Origin of the sequence: Microbacterium sp. WCS2018Hpa-23, from assembly GCF_031843845.1 — a bacterium.
Classification (GTDB): domain Bacteria; phylum Actinomycetota; class Actinomycetes; order Actinomycetales; family Microbacteriaceae; genus Microbacterium.
Map to the genome: position 1 here is coordinate 265,986 of NZ_JAVTIZ010000001.1, position 23,245 is coordinate 289,230.

Sequence of the window (23,245 nt, forward strand, 5' to 3'; positions counted from 1 at the left end):
CATCCACGGCAGGTAGACTCGACCCCCGTGGCTCTCACTATCGGAATCGTCGGCCTGCCCAATGTCGGCAAGTCCACCCTCTTCAACGCTCTGACCAAGAACGACGTGCTCGCGGCGAACTATCCGTTCGCGACGATCGAGCCGAACGTCGGGGTGGTGAATCTTCCCGATCCGCGTCTCGACAAGCTCGCCGAGATCTTCGGCAGCGAGCGCATCCTCCCCGCCGCCGTGTCGTTCGTCGACATCGCCGGCATCGTGCGCGGCGCGAGTGAGGGCGAGGGCCTCGGCAACAAGTTCCTCGCGAACATCCGTGAGGCGGATGCCATCGCGCAGGTCGTCCGCGGCTTCGCCGATGACGACGTCGTGCACGTCGACGGCGCCGTCAATCCGGCATCCGACATGGAGACGATCAACGCGGAGCTGATGCTCGCCGACCTCGAGACGGTCGACAAGGCGATCACCCGTTACGAGAAGGAAGTCCGCGGCAAGAAGATCGAGTCGGTCGTGCTCGAGACCGCGACCGCGGCGAAGGATGCTCTGGAGCGCGGCGTGCTTCTGTCGGTCGCCGGCATCGACCTGACGCCGATCCGCGAACTGGGCCTGCTGACGGCCAAGCCCGTCATCTTCGTCTTCAACGTCGATGAGGGCGTGCTCACGGACGACGCACGCAAGGCGGAGCTCGCGGCACTCGTCGCCCCGGCCAAGGCGATCTTCCTCGACGCGAAGATCGAGTCCGAACTGATCGACCTCGACCCTGAGGATGCCGCAGAGCTTCTCGCGTCGACCGGTCAGGACGAGTCGGGCCTCGACCAGCTCGCCCGCATCGGCTTCGACACGCTCGGTCTGCAGACATACCTCACGGCAGGCCCCAAGGAAGCCCGCGCCTGGACGATCCCCAAGGGTTCGAAGGCTCCGCAGGCCGCCGGTGTCATCCACACCGACTTCGAGAAGGGCTTCATCAAAGCCGAGATCGTGTCGTTCGACGACCTCGTCGAGACCGGCTCGGTCGTCGAAGCCCGCTCAAAGGGCAAGGCACGCCTCGAGGGCAAGGACTACGTCATGAAGGACGGCGACGTGGTGGAGTTCCGCTTCAACAACTGACATCTGACGGATCGAAGTAAGCTCTCGTCCACGATCCGGGGCAATCTGGTGTCCTTCAGCGTGTATAGCGACAAGAAGTCCGTGAACGGCGTCAATTTTGAACTTGCCGACGACGCAACACAACTGCACGAACGTCCGCCTCGAATAGGTGGGGAACACGGCGCCTAGCCGCTGAGGTCGTGTCCGAGGATCTCGTCTCGGTGACCATCGATAGTCTGTACAGGGCGCAGGAGGTCGCGCTTCGAAGTCGATGCCGAGGTGCTTGCAACGCAGATATGGTCCTTCGCATCGTGGAATGCAACGTTGCTAGGCGGGAGAGTCGAATGCAGTTCGTCGAACTGAGCGTGGAAAACTTCAGAGGGCTCAAAGAAGTCACGATTCCTTTGTCGAAACTTGGGTGCCTCATCGGTGAGAACAACTCCGGGAAGTCCTCCGTGCTGCAAGCGATTCTGCTGTTGATGCCGTCGTCAACTCGCCGGCCGCGTGTCGAAGAGTTCTATGACTCCGGCCGGCCGATTCGAGTTGAACTGCTTGTGCAGGGGGTCACGGACGTTGATTTGGCGCGGATCAAGAACGAGAAGCATCGTGCAGATTTTTCGGGTGTGGTCGAGGACGGAACGGTACGGCTCGTCCGCTCCTTTTCGCCAGGGGAATCGGGCAAGAGCCAGCTCCTGATCAGCCAGCGCGTCCCACGCGAAGAACGGTGGCATGAGGGCACGTTGGCTGAACTGGTGCGGGGGAAGAGAGGAGCTGATCTCCGTGAGGCAGTCATCGCGGTGCTTCCAGAGCTCGACGATGCGCTTGATGCGCGACCAACACAAACGACCGTCAAGGCTGCGAGAGATGCTGCCGTCGCGGTACTGCCAGAGGACGAGTTAGAACTTGGGGATCGTCCACTTCCTACCGGGATAGACGCGGCGATCAAGGACTTCCTGCCAGAGCCCATCTACGTGGAAGCGGTTAAGGACGTCAGCGATGAGGTGAAGACTTCGGAATCCGCGACCTTTGGAAAGCTGATCGGAATTCTCATGGCCGAGATCGAGGATCAGCTTGGGGATGTAGAGAAGCAGTTCCGGGAGATCCAGTCAAAGCTGAGCCGGGTGGTTGGCGAAGACGGAGTCGAGTCTGACACCCGCATTGATCGGGTGAAGGATATCGAGTCGACCATCGCTGGGTTCGTCCGACAGAGCTTCCCTGGCGTAGACCTCAAGATTCATGTGCCGGTGCCGAAAGTGCGGTCACTCATCAACTCGGCCGAGATCGTCGCTGACGATGGGCACACGGGGCCCATCGTCTCGAAGGGGGATGGGCTCAAGCGCGCGGTGACGTTCGCGATCCTTCGTGCGTACGCCGAACTTCGGACGCGTAGCACCGATGGCCAGGCGTCACATCCCGGGTACTGGTTGTTGTTCGAAGAGCCGGAGCTCTACCTGCATCCCCATGCACAACGCCAACTTTTTGCGGCATTGCGCACATTCGCGGAGATCCACTCCGTGATGGTGACGACGCACTCGCCGTTGTTTTTTGAGGCCGACGCGACCGAGACCTTGATCAAGATGCGCAAGATCCCGTCTGCGGGCAACGCCGCCCCCTTCGCCGAGGCCCTCCCCGTTCGTCTTGCCGACAACCTCCCGGCGAAGACCGCGTTCCAGATTGTCTGTCATGAGAACAACAGCATCGGGTTCTTCGCGAAGCGCGTGGTACTAGTGGAAGGGGACAGCGACGCAGTCATTCTTCCCATGCTCGCGAAGCTCTTGAATCCAGAATGGGATGCAGCAGAGCGGAACATTTCCTTCGCAAGAGTTCAGGGCAAGTCGAACATCCAGAGCTATCGAACGTTCTTCGCAAATTTCCACATTCCGGTTTCGGTGGTTTGTGATCTCGATGTCATCACTGATGGATTTGAACGTGTATCGCCGGGAGGCAGCTGCAAAGCCACACGCGACGCGTTGCTGGAAGCACTCGACGAATTGACGTCATCTGATTCGAACATCACTGCTCAGCAAGTACGGGACCTGGAGCGAAGCGGCGAAACGCGGAAACACCTGGGAGAAGCAAGGCTTGCCCATCATGCAGGCGACACAGCTGCGGCGATTGAGTGCCTGGAACGGGTTTTCGCATACGTTCGTCGATCGGATCGCCTCGAGAGCCTGATCGCTCCGGCTGAAGACGGGCATGCGGCAAAGCTGAAGTCTGCGCTTCTTCAGCAGCTCGCGGACGAAGGCTGTCATGTGCTCTCGCGTGGGGCGATTGAGGCTTACTACGCGAGCAAGAATGAGAAGCGCGATAAAGTGAACCAAGCGGTCGCATACCGCGCGAGTCGACCTACTCTGGACTCATATCGGACGTCACTGGGCGAGAGCGCGGACGACGTTGTGGCGGAGCTCAGCAGAATCTTTGGAAAGATTTTCGCGTGACTTAGCAGGTCAGTGAGTCCGACCCGCCTTAAGCGGAATGGCTATCTCGGCAGGACAGCCAGGTGATGATGGTGTTCGCGATTAGCTCGCTCGATCGCCCGAGCATGCAGGATAGCCAGGTCGGCCCCATCCGCTCGCGGGGAGGTCGAGAGTCGAGCTAGTTCACGCCAGGCGGACGATGCGACCTCGAGGAATTGGCTTCCGCGCTAAGGGGTTGCATCACGCAACCTCTTCATCAAACATGCTTTTCGATAATGTAGTGCGGTGGAGTGTTTTTTGCGCTCTAACCCCTGGTGGCGTATGAGGTGAGCGGGAGGCCGTTGGCTTAGTCGGCGAGGGCAGCATTACTATTCAGGGTGCCCAGCGTCGAGTTAGAGGGTTTTCTGGCCACCGTGTAGATTGACGCATCCCTTGGCAGAGTCCCCCTATCACCAACTGCTACATCCGCCACGCAAGTGGGGAGTCGCCCGCTACGTCCCGCTCTCCGGTAGAAAGGTTGACCGCGAAACGATGACGGCTGTTCGAGGTTCCGGCAATGGGGTCATGAAGAACTACGTCGCTGGCCGTCAGATCGATCTGGACGCCGAGATGAGTGATCCCCGCAGCAAGCAGGGGGTTCACGAGGCCCGGTCGGTCCTTGAGCGGGAACTCCCTGAGTTTCTCGTTCATCTTCGGCTGGATGTAGCGGATTAGCATAGCCTCGGCGGCGTCGATAAGGAGAGCCTTGTCCTCCAGCGGCCCATCCGGAGCTGTCATGAGGTTCGCGGCGAGCCGGGCCAGTTCCTCGTTCCCATCCTGTCCGATCGAGCCGAAGAGCTCCCGGCCCTGGACATGCGTGTCCATCAGTACCACGCCGATGTCGGAGTTTCGGTGGTGGTCGTTAACCGCGGCAAGCGCCTTCTGGAGGTCCGCGTGGCCGTCGGTGAGGCGTTTGACGGCCGACTTGCGGACGTCCCTGCCGTACGCCTGGCCGATGTACACGACCGTGTAGTCGAAGAACTTGTCGATCGTGTGTTTCATCCAGCTTTGCGCCTGGAGGGACGAGTCGTCACGTGCTAGATCCAGTGCCTTCCGTGCCAGTTGTACCGCAGTGTAGCGCTCCTCCCCATCGTCGCCGAGATGGACCAGCACTCCGTCGGAGACAGACACGTTTATGGATCGAAACGCGGGGGCAGGGAGGCGCACGGTGCGCGGTCGCCAACCATCCTTGTAATACTCCGTGTCGATCCTCCAGCCGTCTGTGTCCTTGAGCGCGGAGACCACGTTGACCCGCGGGCCGATCGCGACGAGGTAGATGTGGTTCCCTGACGCTTTGCCCCACTCCTCCATCCCCTCGTCGTAGATCTGCGAGGGGACCAGCACCCGGCTCGACAGATTCGTGACGCTAATGAGCCCGGCCGGCGGCTTTCTATCGTAGGCATCCATGACCCCATTGTCGCCGAGATGCCAAGAGGCGTGGTCTGCTCAGGTGCTTCGAGTAACTCTGTTCACGAGCGAATCGACCGTTGGCTGCTGCGGTGGAGCGAGTTTTCGATTGTTGCGGTGGAGCCGGCTGTCGCCGCTCAGCGACGTGCCAATCACCTAACCGTCGCATTCTTGGCGATCTGAGAGCCAACTATCTCGTGAACGACGTTGTCGAGCTCCCAGAGCCACCCTGGGTGCCCGCTCTCGACCGAGAGTGTCCTGACAGCCCACGGATGCCACTGGGCCTGCGTCTGTTGAGCTGGGTCGGTCGGGACGAAACGCCCATAGTGGGCGGTGGCGTTCCGTCGCCCGTAAACGCTGCGAACAAAGTCATAGAGGTCGCCGCCGTCGGGCCACTGGCGTCCGGCGAGGCCAGTTGATCTGACGAGTTCGAAAACGCGAGGGGCCGCTTGGCTTGTAGTGCCCCCATTCGGCCACTGCGTACCATCGTCGAGTGAAACCTTCGCGCCCGCGGCAATCTCGTTGATTGCAACGATCTCGAGAACAGCCCAGAGCTTGAAGTAGCGAGAATCCTCCTGCTTCTCGCGTCGGGCTTCGAGATAGAGGTTGACGTACAGTTCGACCTTGGGCGACATAGCGAGTGCGCTGCCAACGCGGAGAAGCTCGCGAGGGCTCTCGCCACCCATAAAGCCGCCGATGAGATTCCCGGTGTAGACGCCGCGGAGGCTTCGGAAGCGGATGTGCTGCGGTGTGCGGCTCTCGAGCGCAACCAGGATGGGCCGAGGTGCTGCATGCCGCAGGTATGCAAGGGTAAGGACGAGCTTGTCTGTTTCGGCCATCGCAAGGGCGTCGGCTTCAGCCTCGTCCGCGGCCCAGATGTTCGGGAACTCGAACACCGCGAAGTCGTTGCGGTTCAGCTGTTGATTCCACGCTTCGTCGTTGACGCGTCCTGGCCATCCGAGTGTCTCGAGGGAGGCGTTGATAAGGTCGCGAACGTCGCCGTCGCAGACCTCGAGCGCCTGCGGGTGCACGGCGCCGTGCGTGGTCTGGATCGGCTGGGTGATCAGTAACCCGTCGACGAGTACGGCCGCGCGGAACTGGGAACCCTGACCGGGCGTGCCGAGCGGCTGTTCGAATCGGGCTTCCCTGCGTTTCTGAAGGTCGAAGTACAAATCGACGACTTTGTCACTCGCCGTGCTCGGCGAGTTCAACGCAGTCAGCGACACGGACTCGGGACGGACGAACTCCGGCGCGAGCGGAGCTTGCGGAGACGCGGGATCAAACGGTGGTGGGGTGAGTCCGGCCGCCGAAACGAAGACGACGCTTTCGTGTTCGATCTCGAATCCGGAAGCGTGGTGCCAGCTTCCCGTGCCTTCGTCACCGATATCCATCGAGAATGACATCGACATGGTCAGGGGTTCGATGTCGTCGCTCGATTCGATCTGCACATTGATGGTCTTGTTCGACCACTGGGGCGCATCGTTGACGAAAACGGTGAACGGCTGTCCCATCTTGAGGACAGAGGGCTCGATCCGAGCTTCAAAGGTCACTCCTGAACGTTACCCAATGACAATGCTCCCAGATGCTGGCATGTAGCGGCCGCGGCAGAGACGTGAATTAACAGGCCGCGGACCGCGGGCTGATGTTTATTCGGACGGCGACGTGGTGGAGTTCCGCTTCAACAACTGAGCGGGGTCCTGCCCGAGTGCTGAGGAGATCGGCACCGGCTCTTACGAAGCCGCGGGTCGCGAATCAGATCTCGTCGCTACGTCGAGCACGCACGGTCCAGCCGACCTGCACCAGTGCCTTCTCAAGGCGCTCGGCGGCAGCGCGCGCGACATCGAAGCTTGCGTCTGAGCAGACGTCGATGGCGATCGGGGGCGGATCGGCAAAGCGTGGTATCTGCACCTCTGCCCAGGCGTCGGGCGAAAGCGGCACGCGTGGTGACGAGGTGCGTGCGTCTCGGATGGCACTGTCCGCCGCGAAGGCTACGACGTCCAGCGCATGGAGCTTGGTGATCGGCATGTCAACGACGATGGTCACGACGAAAGTCGCGTCTGCGGCATCCCCGAACTCTGGCCTCACCGCATGAAGATATCACTGCGCTGTCGGAGCGAGGGCGAGAACTGGTGTCACTCGACCTCTGACGATCAGAGCGCTGTCGCGAGCGAACTCGGCGCGAACAGCCGGTCTAGCCGTGCCGCTCGACGTCCTGACGCAAGACCTCGGGCCACCCTTCGACGTCCCCTGGGGTGCGGGCGATCGTCAGGGTCGCGTGCGGGAGCAGCTGGGCGAGGTGTTCCGCAGTCGACAGTGGGTGGCCCGGATCGTCCACCCACGCCAAGATCGTCGTCGGCACATCGATCCGCGCGATGTCCTCAGGTGCCGGCAGATCGCTGATTGCCGCACCGCGAAGCAGCGACGGCATGAGAGCGTCGGCGACGTCGGGCCATGTCTCCGGCGCACCGACGGTGGCCGGGGGTGGTGTCGATCCGCGCGTGGCGGCGTGGAACGCTTCCACACCGTCGGATTCGATGAGCTCTGCCGCCGTCCGATAGATCGCGGCTTGATCGGGCCTGGTCTCCCACGCGGTGGGCGGCACCATGAGTGTGAGCCCGGTGAAGCGGTCGGGCTCGCGCGACGCAGCGTGCAAGAGAGTCGCGGCGCCCATGGAGGGGCCGACCCCGTGGACGGGTTCGCCCGGGAACCAGCGATCGAGCAATCGCAGAAGATCCTCGGCGAGGTTCGGCCAGCGATAGTCCTCCGAGACCTTGCGCCCGGTCGACCGACCATGGCCCCGTGCGTCGTACCGCAGCAATCGAGTTCCGCTGAGCCCTCGACCGAGGTCGAGATTGAGCACCCGATCGCGGGCCCGGCTCGACGTGAGTCCGTGCAACTGGACCACCGGGTGCCCGCCTTCATCGCTCAGGGCGACAGCCAGCTCGGCTCCGGCTACCTCGAAAGTGGGCATCGGGCTCCTCGATCGGTGACTTGCCGCGTCGGGTCGGGCAGTCGTGGAGTTTTCAGGTTATCTGGGGGCGATAAGGTACTGCCCATGCGACTGACCAACGTCACGCACCTCCGCCTCCCGTTCGGACGGCTCTGGGGTTACGACGTCAGCGCGTCTGCGCTCGGACGCCCCCTCCCGGTGTCGTTCGATCAGCGGATCCATGTCGGAGCCGGCGATCGACCGGGCTCCTGGATGGCGCTGTCGTTCCGGTTGCCTGCACCGACTCGGCGAGAGTCGATCGCCGAGGCATGGCTGGCTGTCATCGCTCGCCATGGCACGTTGCGATCGGCATTCGCGCCCGGTGCTGATGGCGATCCGATGCTGCACGAGATCGAGATCGGCCCCGGAAGCTGGGTAGAACACGAGGTGGGCCCCGGTCAGGCGGTCAACGACGCGTTGCGGGACATCCTCGATGCCGCGTGTTCGCCGTACCGACGTCCTTCGCACCGGCTGTGTGTGTTGGAGACTGCTGCGGGGCTCACGGTCGTGATCGCGGCTGATCATGCGCACGTCGACATGTGGTCGATGCTGGTGATCGCGCGCGACCTGCTGTCTGCGCTCGACGCGGGAAGGGCTGGCGCGAAGCCGATGCCCGGGCCAGCGCCTGCCTTCGTCGAACACACTCAGGCGCTGCTGGATCGGGATGCCGCACCCGATCGCGTCCGTCAGCGGTGGGAGGCCATCATCGCGGACAGCGGCGGCGTCATGCCGCAGTTCCCGCTGTCGCTGGGGTCTCCAGAGCCGCATCGTGAGCGCGTGGAAGTGCGCGATGTGTTCGACGTCGACGACGCCGCCGCGTTCGCTGCGCAGGCCCGTGACGACGGCGTCTCTACCCTCGCACGCGCGGTCGTCGCGATGACTGCGGTGACCCGCGAGCTGGCGGGCACGGCGTTGCGAGCCGTCTTTCCCGTGCACAGCCGCTTCGAGGAGAACTGGCACGACTCGGTCGGCTGGTTCATCACCAACTCCGTCCTCGAATCGGAGCTCGCCGAACCGCACGCGGCGGCGGCAGCGGTGAAAGAGGCGGTGCAGCTCGGTGCCTGGCCGCTCGCAGATGTACTCGCGCCGTGGGGCGGGATGCCCGTGGCTCCCGGGATGTTCGCGATCTCGTGGCTCGACTTGCGCAGACTCCCCGTGCGGATCGATTCCGTCGGGCTCGACGCGCAATACGTCAGCGCGGCGACCGACACCGACGGTGTCATGCTGTGGTTCATCCTGGACGAGTCCGGTCTGCACCTGAGATGCCGTTATCCCGACACCGCCGAGGCTCGCGCCAACGTCGGTGGCTGGCTCGATCTGCTCGTCGCCAGGTTGCATGCGGACGCACGGTCCTCGGTGCGCGGGCGACTTCAGGTCGCGGGCCGCACCTTCCGGCTCGAGCGCGCGAGCCGCGATGACATCGAGGCCATCGCAGCGCTGCTGTCCGACGACCAGTTCAGTCGAGACCGTGAGGGCGTCGAGCTCGAACGATATGAGGCGGGCTTCAGCGCGGTCGCTCGCGATGCATCCAACTATCTGGGGGTCGTCCGCGACAGCGCCGACCACATCGTCGGCACCATGCAGCTGACCGTGATCCCGGGGCTCTCTCGCGGTGGTTCGACCCGCCTGCAGATCGAGGGGTTGCGAGTCGCGCCAGGGGAACGGTCACAGGGCCTGGGCGCGGCGATGCTCGAGTGGGCACACGAGTTCGGGCGGGCACGGGGAGCGCGACTGTCACAGATCACCACCGACGAAGCGCGGGATCGGACTCGCGCCTTCTACACCAGACTCGGGTATGAGACTGCCCACGTCGGGTTGAAGCGGCACCTCTAGCGGCGCACGGGTGCTTGCCTGCCCGCAGCAGCGCCGGCGGACGGGCGGATGCTGTCAGCTTCGCGCCCATCGCCGTCGTGGCGGCACCTCGCTCCACCGCCGACGATCGATCTCGGTTCTGTCCGCATGCCGGAGGATGGGGTTCCCACGGATGCAGAGCCCCCAGAAGAGCACGCGTCCGCAGTCGAGGCACTCCACGAAGCTGACGATCGTGTACTTCAGATCCGACTCGAGCAGGGGGATCATGTCCTCGAGCGGAACGTCATGACGCAGCTCGCGCATCCTCCCGTTGCCGACCCTCTGGATCAACGCCTCCGTCGTCGCACCGATATCCCACGGCAGCGCGCCGATGCCCGGCACCCCGGCTGAGTCACAGGTCTCGCAATCGTCCACGGTCCCAGTCTGGTCGAGGAGATCCGCAGTAGGCGCTGCGTGTCCGCATCTGTAGGCCTCCGGCGCGGAGCTCGACGGTCGCGATGAGACGCGCTCGACTACGCTGGAACACGATCCCTGAACGCTGAACGAGGAGCCGCGCGCCCATGACCGACACCCAGATCTTCGAGCCAGAAGGCCGCGCCATCCCCTTCGTGGATGAGGGCGACGGGCCGGTCAAGCTCGTGCTGATCCAGGAGCAGGGGCTCGCAGCCGACGTTCTGGGCGTCGCCGCGCACTACCTCGCCGAGGAGGCGGGCTTCCATGTGCTGCGCATCGGCCACCGTGTCGGCGACGCGACTCTGGACGAGCGTGTCGACGACGTCGTCGCCGTGATCGACCACGTCGGCATCGACGACACCTGGGTCGGAGGCCACGGATTCGGTGGAACCATCGCTCGGGCGCTTGTCGCCGCACACGCCGACCGCGCGAACGGCCTCCTGCTGCTGGGTGTCGAAGACGTCGACATCGAGGTGGCCCCCGCGATCCCCGTGCTGATCGTGCAGGGAACCGAAGACACCGACACTCCCGCCGCGAACGCCGAGGCGCTGCAGTCCGCGATCCCCGACCGTTCGAGCATCAAGACGATCGCCGGCGATCACCTCTTCCCGATGCATCACCCGATCGAGACCGGCGTGATCATCGAGGAATACCTGGACTGGGACTGAACCCGATGGCCTCGGGCGAGCGCACCGTCGTCCTCGCGATCGACCTGCAGGCCGGAGTGATGCCCGGATGCCACGACGAGCACGGCGTGCTCGCGCGCGCTGCGGCGCTGGTCGATCGCGCTCGAGCAGCTCACGTTCCCGTGGTCTGGGTGCATCATGACCCCGTCGGAGTGGGAACACCTGAATGGGAGCTCGCGGCGCCACTGCACCGTGCCGAAGGGGAGCCGCTGGTGCGGAAGAGCTATCGCGACTCCTTCGCCGACACGACGCTGAGGCAGACGCTCGACGAGCTCGGCGCGACGCACCTGGTGATCACCGGGGCGCAGTCGGATTTCTGCGTGCGCACCACGATGCAGCGTGCTGCGGCGGAGGGCTACGACGTCACGCTCGTGAGCGACGCGCACACCACCGTCGACACCGAGTGGGACGGCGTGCCGATCTCGGGACAGCAGATCGTCGCACACACGAACATGTACTTCTCCGGGCTGCGTTACCCGGGCCAGCGGTTCGCGATCGCCACGCACGACCGGGTCGCGCTCTGAGGGCGGCATGAGCTGATGCTCTTGAGGCTGTTCAGCGCGGCCGTGATGCCGGGGAACGGAGCGGGGCTCAGAGGTCGCTGAAGTCGTCCGCCGGCGCATCGATGCGCGTCACCACGTCACCTGCGACATCGAACATCAGATACTGCACGCCGGTCTCGCCGGGGCGCACCAGAGATGTCGTGCCCGGGACCTCCATGCCGCCGACTCCGAGGTAGTCGGCGATGCCATCGCCGTCAGCGTCGAAGACGTCCCAGCCTTGCGCTGCGACCACGTCATCCCGGGTGGAGCCGATGGTCAAGCCCTCCTCCGACGCGATCGGGATGCCAGCGACTGCTGCCGACATCACCGTGATCCTGGCAGGAGCCGTGCCTGCGGGATCCATGAAGAGAGTCAACCCGTCCCAGTCGTAGCGCACCGTGTCGGACTCATATCCAGGGGGATCCTCGATCTCGCTGGGCTCGGGGAGCTCGCCCGTCGCCGCCTCGAGCAACGAACGCAGGGCTGCAGCGTCCTTGAAGCTCGCCGTCTGCGTGTCGTCGCCGTCGACGAAGTCGATTCCCTCGATCGTCACCACAAGCTGTGCCGTCGCCTCGGGCGTGGGGGTGGCGCTGGGGGCCGCCTCCGCCGAGGGGGTCGGAGTCGAAGAGGAGGGCGGGCCGGCTTCAGCAGCACACCCTGCGATCAGGACGGCGGTCGCGGCGAGTGCAAGCAGAAATGGGGTGTTGCGGCGCATGGTTCTCAACGTATACGAGAGGTTCGACCTGATCGGTCGGATTGGACCGACCGATCACTTATCGTGATCCTCGCGCCTTGGCATCTGCTTCAAGCCAGCTCGGCGCAGCTCTGCTGCGCTCCTGACAGACTGGTCTGATGACCGCAACCCTCGTCGCCCAGAATCTGGCAGGTGGCTATGGTCACCGCATCCTCTTCGAGGGCCTCGACCTGACCGTCGCTCCCGGAGACGTGATCGGGGTCGTCGGCGCGAACGGTGCGGGCAAGTCCACGCTGCTCCGGATCCTTGCGGGGGTTCTCGCCCCCGCTGACGGAACGGTGTCTCTCGCACCGACCGACGCCTTCGTCGGCTGGCTGCCGCAGGAGCACGAACGTGTCGAGGGTGAGACGGTCGCCGAGTACATCGCGCGCCGCACGGGCTGCGCCGAGGCGACGCAGGAGATGGATGCCGCGGCTGCCGCCCTGGGAGACCCGTCGCTGGCGCCGGCCGGCACGGACCCCGCGGACACGTATTCGCAGGCACTCGACCGATGGCTCGCCAGCGGCGCGGCGGACCTCGATGAGCGCATCCCCGCGGTGCTGGCGGATCTCGGCCTCCCGAGCGGCGGACGCGTGGCCGAGGACGCGCTCATGACGGGACTGTCCGGAGGCCAGGCCGCACGCGTCGGGCTGGCCGCCCTGCTGCTGTCGCGCTTCGACATCGTCTTCCTCGACGAACCGACCAACGATCTCGATCTCGACGGCCTCGACCGGCTGGAGTCCTTCGTGCGCGGGCTTCGCGGTGGCGTCGTGCTGGTCAGTCACGACCGCGAGTTCCTCGCACGAAGCGTCACCCGGGTTCTCGAGCTCGACTTCGCGCAGAACTCCCATCGCGTCTATGGCGGCGGGTACGACGCGTACATCGAGGAGCGTGCGGTCGTCCGCCGCCACCTGAGGGAGAAGTACGACGAGTTCGCCGACAAGAAGGCCGATCTCGTCGCCCGTGCCCGCACGCAGCGGGAGTGGTCGAGCCAGGGCGTGCGAAACGCGATGAAGAAGTCCCCGGACAACGACAAGATCAAGCGCAAGGCGTCGATGGAGTCCAGCGAGAAGCAGGCGCAGAAGGTGCGTCAGATGGAGAGCCGGATCGCGCGCCTCGACGAGGTCGAGGAACCTCGCAAGGAGTGGCAGCTCGAGTTCACGATCGGGTCCGCGCCTCGCTCGAGCTCCGTCGTGTCGACGCTGAACTCCGCGGTGTTCCGGCAGGGCGACTTCACGCTCGGTCCGCTGTCGCTGCAGGTCGACGCAGGCGACCGCATCGGGATCACCGGGCCGAACGGAGCGGGGAAGTCCACTCTGCTGCGCGCGCTCCTCGGACGACAGGCTCCCGTCGAGGGGACCTCGACGCTGGGAAGCAGCGTGCTGATCGGAGAGATCGACCAGGCGCGCTCGCTTCTGGTCGGCGATGCTGCGCTCGCAGATGCGTTCGAAGCGCTCGTGCCCGAGATGTCGTCGGCCGAAGTGCGGACGCTGCTGGCCAAGTTCGGCCTCAGGGCCGACCACGTCACGCGGCCTGTGGACGATCTCTCACCGGGGGAGCGCACGCGGGCGGCACTCGCCCTGCTGCAGGCGCGCGGAATCAACCTGCTGGTGCTCGACGAGCCCACCAACCACCTCGATCTTCAGGCGATCGAACAGCTCGAGCAGGCCCTCGAGTCATATCCGGGCACGCTTCTGCTCGTCACGCACGACCGTCGGATGCTGGAGGCCGTGCAGACGAACCGTCGCTGGAGCGTCGAGAACGGACGGGTCGAAGAGCGCTGAGTCTCGGCGCCCCGGAAGCTCAGCGACCCTGGCGCTTCTTGTACGGCTTGGGCTGCCCCTTGACGATGGGCGCCCGTCCCTTGCCCTTGGACGCCTTGGCCTTACCGCCCGCCGGAGCCGCGGTCTTCGGGGCCGGCGGGGGAGCGGCGGCGACAGTGGCTTGAGCCTCGACCAGGAACAGCTCACCGACACTCGTCAGGCGAGGCGTTCCCTCGCGGTTGATGAGCGTGTGGCCCACCTCTGCTTCGAGCTTGTCGAGCGAGGTGTAGAGCGAGGCCAGCGGGATGCCCAGCTCTTTCGCGGCTCGAGGGAAGTGCAGCGTGTCGGCGAGGACGACGTAGCGACGGAGCAATGCCAACTTCATGCGCGTGAACGGTCCTTCTCGAACCACGACGATCGCGGCTCTGGTTCTAACCTACGCGAGCCGGGGTGCACAGACCCGCGGACGCACGGATGCCGCGGCTCGATGAGCCGCGGCATCCGGGGAGTCTTCGTCAGGCGACCTTCGGCAACACGGCGAAGGACACCGAGCCTTCGTCGTCCACTCCCGCATCCAGGATCTTGTCGTCGAGCGCGGCGGCGGCCGTCTCATCGAGGAACAGACGGGTGCCCGAGACCTCGACGACCTGATCCTCGGGCTCGGGGTCGGGCGTGACCAGGACGGCGAGGCGCGCGCCGCCGTCGGGCCCGGGAGCGGGCGTGGAGTGAATGCGGAGTCCTGCGTCGGTGGCGTCGGTCTGACGGCTGACGAGGGTGTTCACGATTGCGGAGGCGTTATCGGTGAGGGTGAGCATGAGACTCTCCTTCCGGTTGCGTTCACGACGCGGGTGCGGCGTGCGGGCCACGATTCCCCACCCCGCGATGCGTTTCAACCCGACGCGCCCGGTTCGGAGGGGTCTCCCACCTGATGCAGAGGTTTTCTCAGGAAGACCTGTTCCGTCCCGTCGCCATCGGGCACCCGCACCGTTTCTCGGTAGCCGCACGTTTCGTAGAGGCGGATGTTCGCCTCGCTCAGGCTGCCCGTGAAGAGCTCGGCCACACGCGCGGTCGACGTGCGTTCGGCCGCGTCGAGCAGCGTGCGCCCGATCCCCTCTCCCTGCATGTCGGGAGCGATCGCGATTCTGCCGATCAGCAGCACTCCGTCGTCCTCGACGAACCGGATGACCCCGACCAGTCGCCCGTCCTTCCGAGCCGACAGCCCGCTGCTGGAACGCAGCTCGGCCTCCACCTCGGGCAGCGTCTGGGTGAGCGGAGGCATATCGGCGCTGCCGTAGATCTGTGCCTCCGACACGAACGCCGCGCGCTGCAGAGTGAGCACCTCGCCCGCATCGGACTCCGAGGTCGGTCTGATCACCACATCGGATGCGTGGTTATCGACCTCGGTCTGTGCTCTTTCGGATCCCGTCACAGCGCCACGATCTGATGAGACCGGGTGGACTGTCAACCCCCTCGATGCGGGCCTCGAACGGAGCTAGCCTCACAGTTTCCAACCCAGGAGGACTCATGGCTGAGAAGAACACGTCCAAGAGCGCGTCCAAGACCGGCAACGCACCCAAGCGCGGAGCGAAGACGACGAGGCGACAGAACGCCGAGAAGGGCTTCACAGCCTCTTCGACGCTGGCCGCCAACTTGCAGCTCGTGCTCGTCGACCTGATCGAGCTCTCATTGCAGGGCAAGCAGGCGCACTGGAACGTCGTCGGACGCAACTTCCGCGACACCCACCGTCAGCTCGACGAGATCATCGATGCCGCGCGCACGTTCAGCGACACTGTCGCCGAGCGCATGCGCGCGCTGCACGCGGTTCCCGACGGCCGCACGGACACGATCACCGAGACGACCTCGCTTCCCGCGTTCCCGATGGGTGAGGTGTCGACGACCGACACGATCGACCTCATCACTGCGCGCCTCGAGGCCACGATCGGTACGATCCGTGACGTGCACGATGCCGTCGACGAAGAGGACCCCACGTCGGCCGACATCCTGCACGCTGTCCTCGAAAGCCTCGAGCAGTTCGCGTGGATGGTCAGCGCCGAGAACCGGACCCCCGCCGGGAGCTGAGTGAGACGCATCGCTGAGGCGACGCCGGTGGACCGCGGTCAGTCGCGGTCCGCCGACCGCCGAACGAGGCGGGGGAGCACAAGCGACAGGATGGCGATCGTCACCAGAGATGCGACGAGCGCTATCAGGCCCGCCGTGCGGTTGACCGTGAAGTCGATGATCAGCGTAGTCACCCCGACGGTCAGGGCTGCGATCACCACGAGATCGATCTTCACGATGCGAGCAGCCACCCGCACGAGCTCGGGCTTGCGCCGTCGTCCGAAGATGGCCCGATGCATGCCGACGGGCGCCAATGCAAGGATGGTTGCGAGCGCGGCGAGTGCGACGAGCACGACGTACAGGTCGCGCTGGAACTCGTCCATGTCCTCGAACCGAGGTTGGAATGCCACCGCGAGGAGAAATCCCGTGAGGATCTGCGTCCCTGTCTGCATGACGCGCAGTTCCTGCAGCAGCTCGTCCCAGTTGCGGTCCGCGCGCTCGTTGCGGGTCTCATCGCGTCCGTCGACCAGTGCATCGCGTTCTGCCGCGGGCAGGGGCTCCTCGGGTTCCATGGGGTCAGTCTCGCGGGCGAAGCCGGCTCCTGTCCAGGCTCTTGCCACACGCACACCGAGGAGGATCGGATGACGATTCCACCTATTCGCGAATGGTGGTCAGAGCTGTCGCTCGAGGCCCGGGTCGAGGTGCTCGGAGACACCGCCCCGCATCTCGGCGAACGGGCTCGCGAGGAGATCCGCACGATCACCGGCACCGTGGTCGGGATGTCCGAGACGCTGTCAAACGACGATCTCGCCTACGCGCGGTCGGAGGCTCGCGCGGAAGTAGAGGCGGCGGACTCGGACTGATCCGGGCCGCGGTCAGCTGTCTTCGGTCGGATTCTCTTCTCGCAGGCGCGGTTCCGTGCGGCGCTCGGGGCGCACTCCGGCTTTGTCGGCGTAGAAGGCGCGGATCCGATCCATGTCGGCGGGAATGTCGCCGGTCAGGCCGATCGTGGGTCCGAGGCCGGTGGTCATCGTGGTCCGGTCGACGAAACCGAGCGTCACCGGCATGCCCGTTTCACGGGCGATGCGGTAGAAACCCGACTTCCAGTACTCATTGCCCCCGCGGGTGCCGTCGGGGGTGATGACCAGACCGAACACGCTTCCCGAGTGGACCTGTGCAACCACGTCGGTGACGACCCGGGCCGGGTCCGCTCGGTCGACGGGGATGCCGCCGAGGCGGCGCATGATCGGGCCGCGCCATCCGCGGAACAAGCTGCTCTTTCCGAGCCAGTGCACTTCGATGTCGAGGCGCCAGGCGATGGCCAGCATCAGCACGAAGTCCCAGTTAGAGGTGTGCGGCGCGCCGATCAGGATCGTCGGGCGCGTCGGCGTGCCCTCAGCGGTGAGGGTCCAGCGGCTGAGCGTCCAGTACAGGCGGGCGATGAGTCGTTTGAGCACTCGTCAAACGTAGGGGAGCGCGGCTGTCCGTCCGCTGTCGATCGGCGTGTCGATTTCCGCGCCATCCGGTCGGAGCAGGCGTAGCATCTAATGATGGCCAAGACACAGGACTCCGTCGAGCAGGACGCACCGACCGTGCTCCAGCCGCTTCCGGACGCTCTGAACCTGCTCGAGAACGACTCCGCCGGGTACTGCAGCGGCGGCGTCTGCCACTTTCCCGCGCCGAAGACGCAGTAGCAGTCAGACGCCGCCGCGGCGGTGATCAGTGTCCGCCGTGCACTCCGCCGGCGATGTCATCTGCGGGCTTGCGCACGAAGGCGCTCAGCGCGACGGCGGCGAGCGAGATGATGGCGGCGATCAGGAACGCCATTCGTGCGCCCGGTGCGCCGGCCGCAGCCGTCGGCAGCCCTTCGGCCTCGCCGGCGTGCAGGATCGCCGAGTAAGTGACGGTGAGCACGGCGACTCCTGCCGCCCCGCCGACCTGCTGGAGCGTGTTGAGCACAGCCGATCCGTGCGAGTACAGCGAACGCTGGAGGGATCCGAGTGAGGCGGAGAACAGCGGCGTGAACGACATCGCGAGTCCGACCGACATCGCGGCCTGCACCATGATCAGCACCCACCACACGGTGTGCTCGCCCACGGTCGAGTAGTAGAACAGGGCCGCCGAGACGAGGATCGTTCCGGGGATCAGCAGCGGGCGCGTTCCGCGCGCGTCGTACACGCGACCCATGATCGGACCGAGCAGACCCATCAGCACGGAACCCGGCAGCAGAATGAGGCCGGACTCGAGGGCGTTGAGGCCCGCGACGTTCTGCAGATACTGGGGCAGGAGGGTCAGCGTGCCGAACATCGACAGCGCGAGGATCGTCATGATGATGACCGAGAACGTGAAGTTCGCGGAACGGAACACGCGCAGGTCGAGCAGTGCGTCGTCGATGCGCTGCAGGACGAGCTGACGCCACACGAACAGCGCGAGCGCGACGGCGCCCACGATGAGTGCGGTCACGCCGGCGGCTTCGCCGGATCCGCCCTCGCCACCGAACTGGCTGAGACCGAAGACGATGCCACCGAATCCGAGGGCCGCCAGCGGGATGGAGAGCACGTCGAGAGGGACCTCGCGGGTCTCGCCGAGGTTCGTCATCCACTTGGCGCCGATGAGCAGCGAGATCAGCGCGATCGGCAGGATGATCGCGAACAGCGCGCGCCAGTGGAGGGTCTCGAGCACCGCGCCGGCGATCGTCGGACCGATGGCGGGAGCGAGGGAGATGACGAGACCGACACGGCCCATCATGCGACCGCGCGACTGCGGCGGCACCACGTTCATGATCGTCGTCATGAGCAGCGGCATCATGATCCCGGTGCCGGCGGCCTGGATGACGCGGCCGGCGAGCAGCACCTCGAAGCCGGGCGCGACCAGCGCGACCAGGGTTCCGAGCGAGAACGAGATCATCGCGGCGATGAAGACCTGGCGCGTCGTGAAGCGCTGCAGGATGAAACCGGTCGTCGGAATGACCACGGCCATGGTGAGCATGAACGCGCTCGTCAACCACTGACCGAGCTCGGGCGGGATGCCGAGATCCGCATTCAGGTGCGGGATCGCGATCCCCATCGTCGTCTCGTTGAGGATGGCGACGAACGCTGCGACCAGCAGGAGCCAGATCACACGCATGTCACTGCGTGAGATCTCGCCTCCGCCTACGGCAGGGGGCGTGGTGATCGACCCGGTGTCGACGGCAGACATACGGCCTCCTAGGCACTGAGAGAGGGGGGAGATCGCGCGAGTGCGCGGGGACCATTCAGCGTAACCACAGCTTCGGACATTTCATTCCGGATCCGTCTGGATCCGCTCTCAGCGGTGCTTCGGGATGCCGCGGGCGGCCCGGCGTCCGCCACCCTGACTACGCTGGCGACATGAGCATGGGTGGCGGTCGCGGCGGATTCCGCGGCGTTGACGAGAGTGCACAGCGTCGGCTCAATGCCGAGGCGCCGCGGATCAGCGGACTCGGAGCCAGGGTCATCACCCTGTTCCGGCCGTACCGGTGGCGCATCTTCTGGACGGGCGTGCTGGTCGTCATAGGCGCGGCCATCGCGGTCATCCCGCCGCTGATCGTGCAGCGCATCTTCGATGACGCGCTGTTCCCCGTCGACGGCGGCGGTCCGCAGCTGCAGCTGCTCATCTGGCTCGTGTCGGCGATGGTCGGGCTGTTCCTGGTCTCCGCCGTTCTCGGCGTCGCCCAGACCTGGCTCACCTCGACGGTGGGCAACAGCGTCACCGGCGATCTGCGAGTACGGCTCTTCGAGCACCTGCAGGCGATGGAGCTCGGCTTCTTCACGCGCACGAAGACCGGGGTGATCCAGTCGAGGCTGCAGAACGACGTCGGCGGCGTATCGGGCGTGCTGACGAACACGGTCACCAGCATCCTGGGCAACGTCGTCACGGTGATCGCCTCGCTGGTCGCGATGATCCTGATCGATTGGCGGCTGACCCTGATCGCTGTCGTGCTGATGCCTTTCCTGATCATCGTGCAGCGACGTGTCGGCCAGGTCCGTGCGCGCATTGCGGGCGAGACACAGGAGTCGCTGTCTGAGCTCACCTCGATCACGCAGGAGACGCTGAGCGTGTCCGGGATGCTGCTGTCCAAGGCGTTCAACCGGCAGCGCACCGAATCCCAGCGGTACCAGGCGGAGAACCGCAACCAGGTGAAGCTGCAGGTGCGGAGGGCGATGAGCGGGCAGGGCTTCTTCGCCGTCGTCCAGGTGCTCATGGCGAGCGTGCCGGCCGTCATCTACCTCGTCTCGGGATACCTGATCGCGGGCGGCACCGGAGCGATCACCGCCGGCACCGTCGTCGCGTTCACCACGGTCCAGGCTCGTCTGCTCCAGCCGTTGATGGGCCTCATGCGGGTGTCTCTTGATCTGCAGACCTCGTCGGCGTTGTTCGCGCGCATCTTCGAGTACCTCGACCTCGTCCCCGAGATCCAGGACGCACCGGATGCGATCACGGTCACCGAGGCGCCAGGGCCGCGTGGGCGGATCGAGTTCGACGACGTCGTCTTCCGCTATCCCGATGCCGCGCCGGACGCGCGCCCCACACTCCAGGGTGTCTCGTTCGTCGCGGAGCCGGGGAAGCACGTGGCGTTCGTGGGTCCTTCGGGAGCGGGCAAGACGACCGTGCTCTACCTCGCTCCGCGCCTGTACGAGGCTCACGGCGGCGCCGTGCTGTTCGCGGGGGCCGATGTCCGCACGCTCACGCAGGAGTCGATCATCGATCAGGTCGGGATCGTGTCGCAGGAGACCTACCTCTTCCACGCGACGATCCGCGAGAACCTCCTGTACGCGAAGCCGGGTGCGACGGAGGACGAGGTGATCGCCGCCTGCGTCGCGGCGAACATCCATCACATCATCGCCGGATTCGAAGACGGCTACGACACGGTCGTCGGAGAGCGCGGCTACCGGCTCTCGGGTGGCGAGAAGCAGCGCATCGCGATCGCCAGGGTACTGCTCAAGGATCCGCCGGTGCTGCTGCTCGATGAGGCCACATCGGCTCTCGACACCGTCTCCGAGCGCGTCGTGCAGGAGGCGTTGGACGAGGCGGCCAAGGGCCGCACGACCCTGACGATCGCGCACCGACTGTCGACGGTGATCGGCGCGGACGTCATCCACGTGCTCGAGGCGGGGCAGATCGTCGAGTCCGGCACCCATGCCGAGCTCATCGCTCGTGGCGGACTCTATGCCGAGCTCGCCGCACAGCAGGTCGCGGCGTCTCGGGTGATCGAGACCGAGGCCGTCATCGAGGAGGCGGTGGCCGGGGGAGTGAGTGCAGCGCTCGCCGACCGGCGGGCCGATCGCGCCCCGGCGGACTCTGCCGGAGCGGATGCGGTCGCGACCCTGACCGCGTCGGTGCCGCTGCTCGACGCTCCACGCGCCGACGAGAGAGTGTACCCGGCCGAGGGCTGAGCCGCTCTCAGTGCGCTGAGCTGGTGTCGGTGCACCGAGCTGGTGTCAGTGCACCGAGCTGGTGTCAGTGCACCGAGCTGGTGTCAGTGCACTGAGAGGCCGCCGTCGATGAACAGCGACTGACCGGTGACGTAGCTCGATCCCGCACCAGCCAGGAAGACTGCGGCTGCGGCGAAGTCCGAAGGCAGGCCGTTGCGACCGATCATCGTACGGGCGGCGAGGGCGGCGATCTGGGCGGGGTCCTCCTGCAGGCGGGCGTTCAGCGGCGTGAGCACGAACCCGGGGACGAGCGTGTTGCTCGTGACGCCGGTGCCGCCCCAGGCCTCGGCCTCTGACCGCATCAGCGATTCCACCGCGCCCTTCGACACCCCGTAGATCCCGCTGCCGACGAAGGCACGGTGCGCCTGCTGCGAGCTGATGTGGATCAGCCTGCCGTATCCGCGTTCGGCCATGCCGACGCCGTAACGCTGCCCGAGCAGGAACGGTGCGAGTGCATTGACGGTCATCGTCGCGTCCCAGTCGTCCTCGGTGATCTCGGCGAAAGGTGGACGGATGTTGATGCCGGCGGAGTTCACCAGGATGTCCGGCTCCCCGAAGGGAACGGTGGCCGCTTCCGCCACGGCACGGATCCCCTCCCGAGTGCTGAGATCGCCGACGACACCCGCCGCACGGCATCCGGCATCCGAGAGTTCGGCGACGGTCTCCTCGACCCTGGTCTCGCCGCGAGCGACGATCACGGTCGAGGCGCCCGCCTTCGCGAGTGCCGTGGCGATGCCGCGACCGATGCCGGAGCTGCCTCCGGTCACGACCGCCGTGCGACCGTCGAGCGAGAAGAGGTCGGCGAGGTAGCCGTTCATGTGTCTCCTGGGGAGTGCGCTCACCACGCCAGGGCAGCGGTGAGAGCGGGATCGGGGCGGGCATCGGCGTATTCGGGCAGCGCCTGGATCTCGGCGGCGAACGACGCCACGTCCTCGGCGTAGCGGGGGTCGGGGTGGGTGGCGGCGATCTCGAGGAGCGGCGGCAGGTCCATCGCCAGGATCAGCTCGAGGCGCGCGGCGACGGCTGCGTGCGCACCGGCGTCGTGCAGCACGCGGATGCCTCCCCGCAGGGCCCGGAGGTAGTCGCGGAGCACGGGAAGCTGTGCGCGGCCCTGCGTGATCGAGGTGCCGTCGGCCCGCAGGCGCCACCGGACGACCGTGTCGGGGATCACGTCGAAAGCGCGTGCTCGCGAGTACATGAGCTGAGCGACCACCTGATCCTCGTAGGCGACTCCCTCGGGGAATCGCAGGTCGCTCCAGAGCTCGGTGCGGCTGATCTTCGACCAGGCGACGATGTTGGCACTGGCCCGGGGGTGCTCGACGATCGTGGTGCCGAGTCGTGCCGGCGACGTGGCGGCCTCGACCCAGGGCTGCACGCGTCCAGGGACGTAGCGTTCGCCGTCGAAGCGCGAGCGCACGTAGGCACCGGCCACGAAGTCGCTCCCCGTCTCGGTGAGGGTTCCGATGAGACGGTCGAGCGCGGTGGGGGTCAATTCATCGTCGGCGTCGAGGAACCCCACGAGCGGGGTGTCGACGAGGTCGATCCCCACGTTCCGCGCGGCGCCGAGCCCGCGCGACGCCTCATGTCGCACGGCACGGAAGCGCGGATCGGATGCCGCAGCCGCAGCGAAGATCTCGGCGGTGTCGTCGGTAGAGCCGTCGTCGATGAGGATCGCGTGCCACCGATTCTCGGTCTGCGCACGCAGCGAATCGAGTGCGGCCGGGGCGAAGCCGGCGATGTCGCGGCCGGGGACGATCAGGGTCACGATCGGGGCGGGGGCGGTCACCAGCCGATTCTATGGCCGCCTACGGAG

At 65.8% G+C, this 23,245-nt stretch carries 24 protein-coding genes; 10 read left to right on the forward strand and 14 right to left on the reverse strand.

What is annotated here, in order from left to right:
- Positions 1 to 27: 27 nt before the first annotated feature.
- Together ychF and RQG77_RS01225 are read left to right on the forward strand one after the other, a co-directional pair.
- Positions 28 to 1,101, forward strand: a complete 1,074-nt coding sequence (ychF, locus tag RQG77_RS01220; protein ID WP_311243066.1) for a redox-regulated ATPase YchF — start codon at positions 28 to 30, stop codon at positions 1,099 to 1,101.
- Between the two features lie 323 nt (positions 1,102 to 1,424).
- Positions 1,425 to 3,518 (forward strand): AAA family ATPase, encoded by a 2,094-nt coding sequence (locus tag RQG77_RS01225; protein ID WP_311243067.1) that lies wholly within the window; start codon positions 1,425 to 1,427, stop codon positions 3,516 to 3,518.
- 438 nt (positions 3,519 to 3,956) lie between these two features.
- On the opposite strand, the gene RQG77_RS01230 is transcribed toward RQG77_RS01225, so the two are convergent.
- The 4 genes from RQG77_RS01230 to RQG77_RS01245 all read right to left on the reverse strand — a co-directional run bounded on the left by RQG77_RS01230 (position 3,957) and on the right by RQG77_RS01245 (position 7,914).
- Positions 3,957 to 4,943 carry a hypothetical protein gene (locus RQG77_RS01230; RefSeq protein ID WP_311243068.1) on the reverse strand — a complete coding sequence of 329 codons (987 nt, stop codon included), beginning with the start codon at positions 4,941 to 4,943 and terminating at the stop codon, positions 3,957 to 3,959.
- A 152-nt stretch (positions 4,944 to 5,095) separates the two neighbouring features.
- Positions 5,096 to 6,493, reverse strand: a complete 1,398-nt coding sequence (locus tag RQG77_RS01235; protein WP_311243069.1) for a hypothetical protein — start codon at positions 6,491 to 6,493, stop codon at positions 5,096 to 5,098.
- A gap of 202 nt (positions 6,494 to 6,695) precedes the next feature.
- Positions 6,696 to 6,986: a hypothetical protein gene (locus RQG77_RS01240; RefSeq protein WP_311243070.1), complete on the reverse strand. Its 291-nt coding sequence runs from the start codon at positions 6,984 to 6,986 to the stop codon at positions 6,696 to 6,698.
- A 148-nt stretch (positions 6,987 to 7,134) separates the two neighbouring features.
- Positions 7,135 to 7,914, reverse strand: a complete 780-nt coding sequence (locus tag RQG77_RS01245; RefSeq protein ID WP_311243071.1) for an alpha/beta fold hydrolase — start codon at positions 7,912 to 7,914, stop codon at positions 7,135 to 7,137.
- A gap of 84 nt (positions 7,915 to 7,998) precedes the next feature.
- Between RQG77_RS01245 and RQG77_RS01250 the strand changes: the two genes are divergently transcribed.
- Positions 7,999 to 9,765 (forward strand): GNAT family N-acetyltransferase, encoded by a 1,767-nt coding sequence (locus RQG77_RS01250; protein WP_311243072.1) that lies wholly within the window; start codon positions 7,999 to 8,001, stop codon positions 9,763 to 9,765.
- A 54-nt stretch (positions 9,766 to 9,819) separates the two neighbouring features.
- On the opposite strand, the gene RQG77_RS01255 is transcribed toward RQG77_RS01250, so the two are convergent.
- Positions 9,820 to 10,158 carry a hypothetical protein gene (locus RQG77_RS01255; protein ID WP_311243073.1) on the reverse strand — a complete coding sequence of 113 codons (339 nt, stop codon included), beginning with the start codon at positions 10,156 to 10,158 and terminating at the stop codon, positions 9,820 to 9,822.
- Between the two features lie 146 nt (positions 10,159 to 10,304).
- Between RQG77_RS01255 and RQG77_RS01260 the strand changes: the two genes are divergently transcribed.
- Complete coding sequence (locus tag RQG77_RS01260; RefSeq protein ID WP_311243074.1) at positions 10,305 to 10,865, forward strand: alpha/beta hydrolase; 561 nt, start codon at positions 10,305 to 10,307, stop codon at positions 10,863 to 10,865.
- Between the two features lie 5 nt (positions 10,866 to 10,870).
- Positions 10,871 to 11,407: an isochorismatase family protein gene (locus RQG77_RS01265; protein ID WP_311243075.1), complete on the forward strand. Its 537-nt coding sequence runs from the start codon at positions 10,871 to 10,873 to the stop codon at positions 11,405 to 11,407.
- Between the two features lie 67 nt (positions 11,408 to 11,474).
- On the opposite strand, the gene RQG77_RS01270 is transcribed toward RQG77_RS01265, so the two are convergent.
- Complete coding sequence (locus tag RQG77_RS01270; protein ID WP_311243076.1) at positions 11,475 to 12,140, reverse strand: hypothetical protein; 666 nt, start codon at positions 12,138 to 12,140, stop codon at positions 11,475 to 11,477.
- 137 nt (positions 12,141 to 12,277) lie between these two features.
- Here RQG77_RS01270 and RQG77_RS01275 point away from each other — a divergent pair, with 137 nt between their 5' ends.
- A complete protein-coding gene (locus tag RQG77_RS01275; protein WP_311243077.1) occupies positions 12,278 to 13,942 on the forward strand; it encodes an ABC-F family ATP-binding cassette domain-containing protein in 1,665 nt (554 codons plus the stop codon).
- A gap of 19 nt (positions 13,943 to 13,961) precedes the next feature.
- Here RQG77_RS01275 and RQG77_RS01280 read toward each other — a convergent pair whose 3' ends face one another.
- The 3 genes from RQG77_RS01280 to RQG77_RS01290 form a co-directional block, all read right to left on the reverse strand.
- Entirely contained in the window at positions 13,962 to 14,306 is a 345-nt protein-coding gene (locus RQG77_RS01280) for a LysR family transcriptional regulator (RefSeq protein ID WP_311243078.1), read from the reverse strand.
- A 130-nt stretch (positions 14,307 to 14,436) separates the two neighbouring features.
- Positions 14,437 to 14,736, reverse strand: a complete 300-nt coding sequence (locus RQG77_RS01285; protein ID WP_210097446.1) for a Fe-S cluster assembly protein HesB — start codon at positions 14,734 to 14,736, stop codon at positions 14,437 to 14,439.
- Between the two features lie 74 nt (positions 14,737 to 14,810).
- Positions 14,811 to 15,350, reverse strand: coding sequence for a GNAT family N-acetyltransferase (locus RQG77_RS01290; RefSeq protein WP_311243079.1), 540 nt, complete (start codon positions 15,348 to 15,350; stop codon positions 14,811 to 14,813).
- 95 nt (positions 15,351 to 15,445) lie between these two features.
- Here RQG77_RS01290 and RQG77_RS01295 point away from each other — a divergent pair, with 95 nt between their 5' ends.
- Positions 15,446 to 16,000: a DNA starvation/stationary phase protection protein gene (locus tag RQG77_RS01295; protein WP_311243080.1), complete on the forward strand. Its 555-nt coding sequence runs from the start codon at positions 15,446 to 15,448 to the stop codon at positions 15,998 to 16,000.
- Between the two features lie 38 nt (positions 16,001 to 16,038).
- On the opposite strand, the gene RQG77_RS01300 is transcribed toward RQG77_RS01295, so the two are convergent.
- Positions 16,039 to 16,551 (reverse strand): DUF6328 family protein, encoded by a 513-nt coding sequence (locus RQG77_RS01300; RefSeq protein ID WP_311243081.1) that lies wholly within the window; start codon positions 16,549 to 16,551, stop codon positions 16,039 to 16,041.
- Between the two features lie 69 nt (positions 16,552 to 16,620).
- Between RQG77_RS01300 and RQG77_RS01305 the strand changes: the two genes are divergently transcribed.
- Positions 16,621 to 16,842: a hypothetical protein gene (locus tag RQG77_RS01305; RefSeq protein WP_311243082.1), complete on the forward strand. Its 222-nt coding sequence runs from the start codon at positions 16,621 to 16,623 to the stop codon at positions 16,840 to 16,842.
- Positions 16,843 to 16,854: 12 nt separating this feature from the next.
- Here the strand turns inward: RQG77_RS01305 and RQG77_RS01310 are convergent, their stop codons facing one another.
- Complete coding sequence (locus RQG77_RS01310) at positions 16,855 to 17,436, reverse strand: 1-acyl-sn-glycerol-3-phosphate acyltransferase (RefSeq protein WP_311243083.1); 582 nt, start codon at positions 17,434 to 17,436, stop codon at positions 16,855 to 16,857.
- A gap of 93 nt (positions 17,437 to 17,529) precedes the next feature.
- On the opposite strand from RQG77_RS01310, the gene RQG77_RS01315 reads away from it, so the two are divergent.
- Positions 17,530 to 17,673 (forward strand): hypothetical protein, encoded by a 144-nt coding sequence (locus RQG77_RS01315; RefSeq protein ID WP_311243084.1) that lies wholly within the window; start codon positions 17,530 to 17,532, stop codon positions 17,671 to 17,673.
- 25 nt (positions 17,674 to 17,698) lie between these two features.
- On the opposite strand, the gene RQG77_RS01320 is transcribed toward RQG77_RS01315, so the two are convergent.
- The gene (locus RQG77_RS01320; RefSeq protein ID WP_311243085.1) at positions 17,699 to 19,177 is read right to left on the reverse strand and encodes a DHA2 family efflux MFS transporter permease subunit; all 1,479 of its coding nucleotides are present in this window, start codon (positions 19,175 to 19,177) and stop codon (positions 17,699 to 17,701) included.
- Between the two features lie 170 nt (positions 19,178 to 19,347).
- On the opposite strand from RQG77_RS01320, the gene RQG77_RS01325 reads away from it, so the two are divergent.
- Positions 19,348 to 21,393, forward strand: coding sequence for an ABC transporter ATP-binding protein (locus RQG77_RS01325; RefSeq protein ID WP_311243086.1), 2,046 nt, complete (start codon positions 19,348 to 19,350; stop codon positions 21,391 to 21,393).
- A gap of 83 nt (positions 21,394 to 21,476) precedes the next feature.
- Here RQG77_RS01325 and RQG77_RS01330 read toward each other — a convergent pair whose 3' ends face one another.
- Together RQG77_RS01330 and RQG77_RS01335 are read right to left on the reverse strand one after the other, a co-directional pair.
- Positions 21,477 to 22,250: an SDR family oxidoreductase gene (locus tag RQG77_RS01330; RefSeq protein WP_311243087.1), complete on the reverse strand. Its 774-nt coding sequence runs from the start codon at positions 22,248 to 22,250 to the stop codon at positions 21,477 to 21,479.
- A gap of 20 nt (positions 22,251 to 22,270) precedes the next feature.
- Positions 22,271 to 23,218, reverse strand: coding sequence for a glycosyltransferase family 2 protein (locus tag RQG77_RS01335; RefSeq protein ID WP_311243088.1), 948 nt, complete (start codon positions 23,216 to 23,218; stop codon positions 22,271 to 22,273).
- Between the last annotated feature and the right edge of the window lie 27 nt (positions 23,219 to 23,245).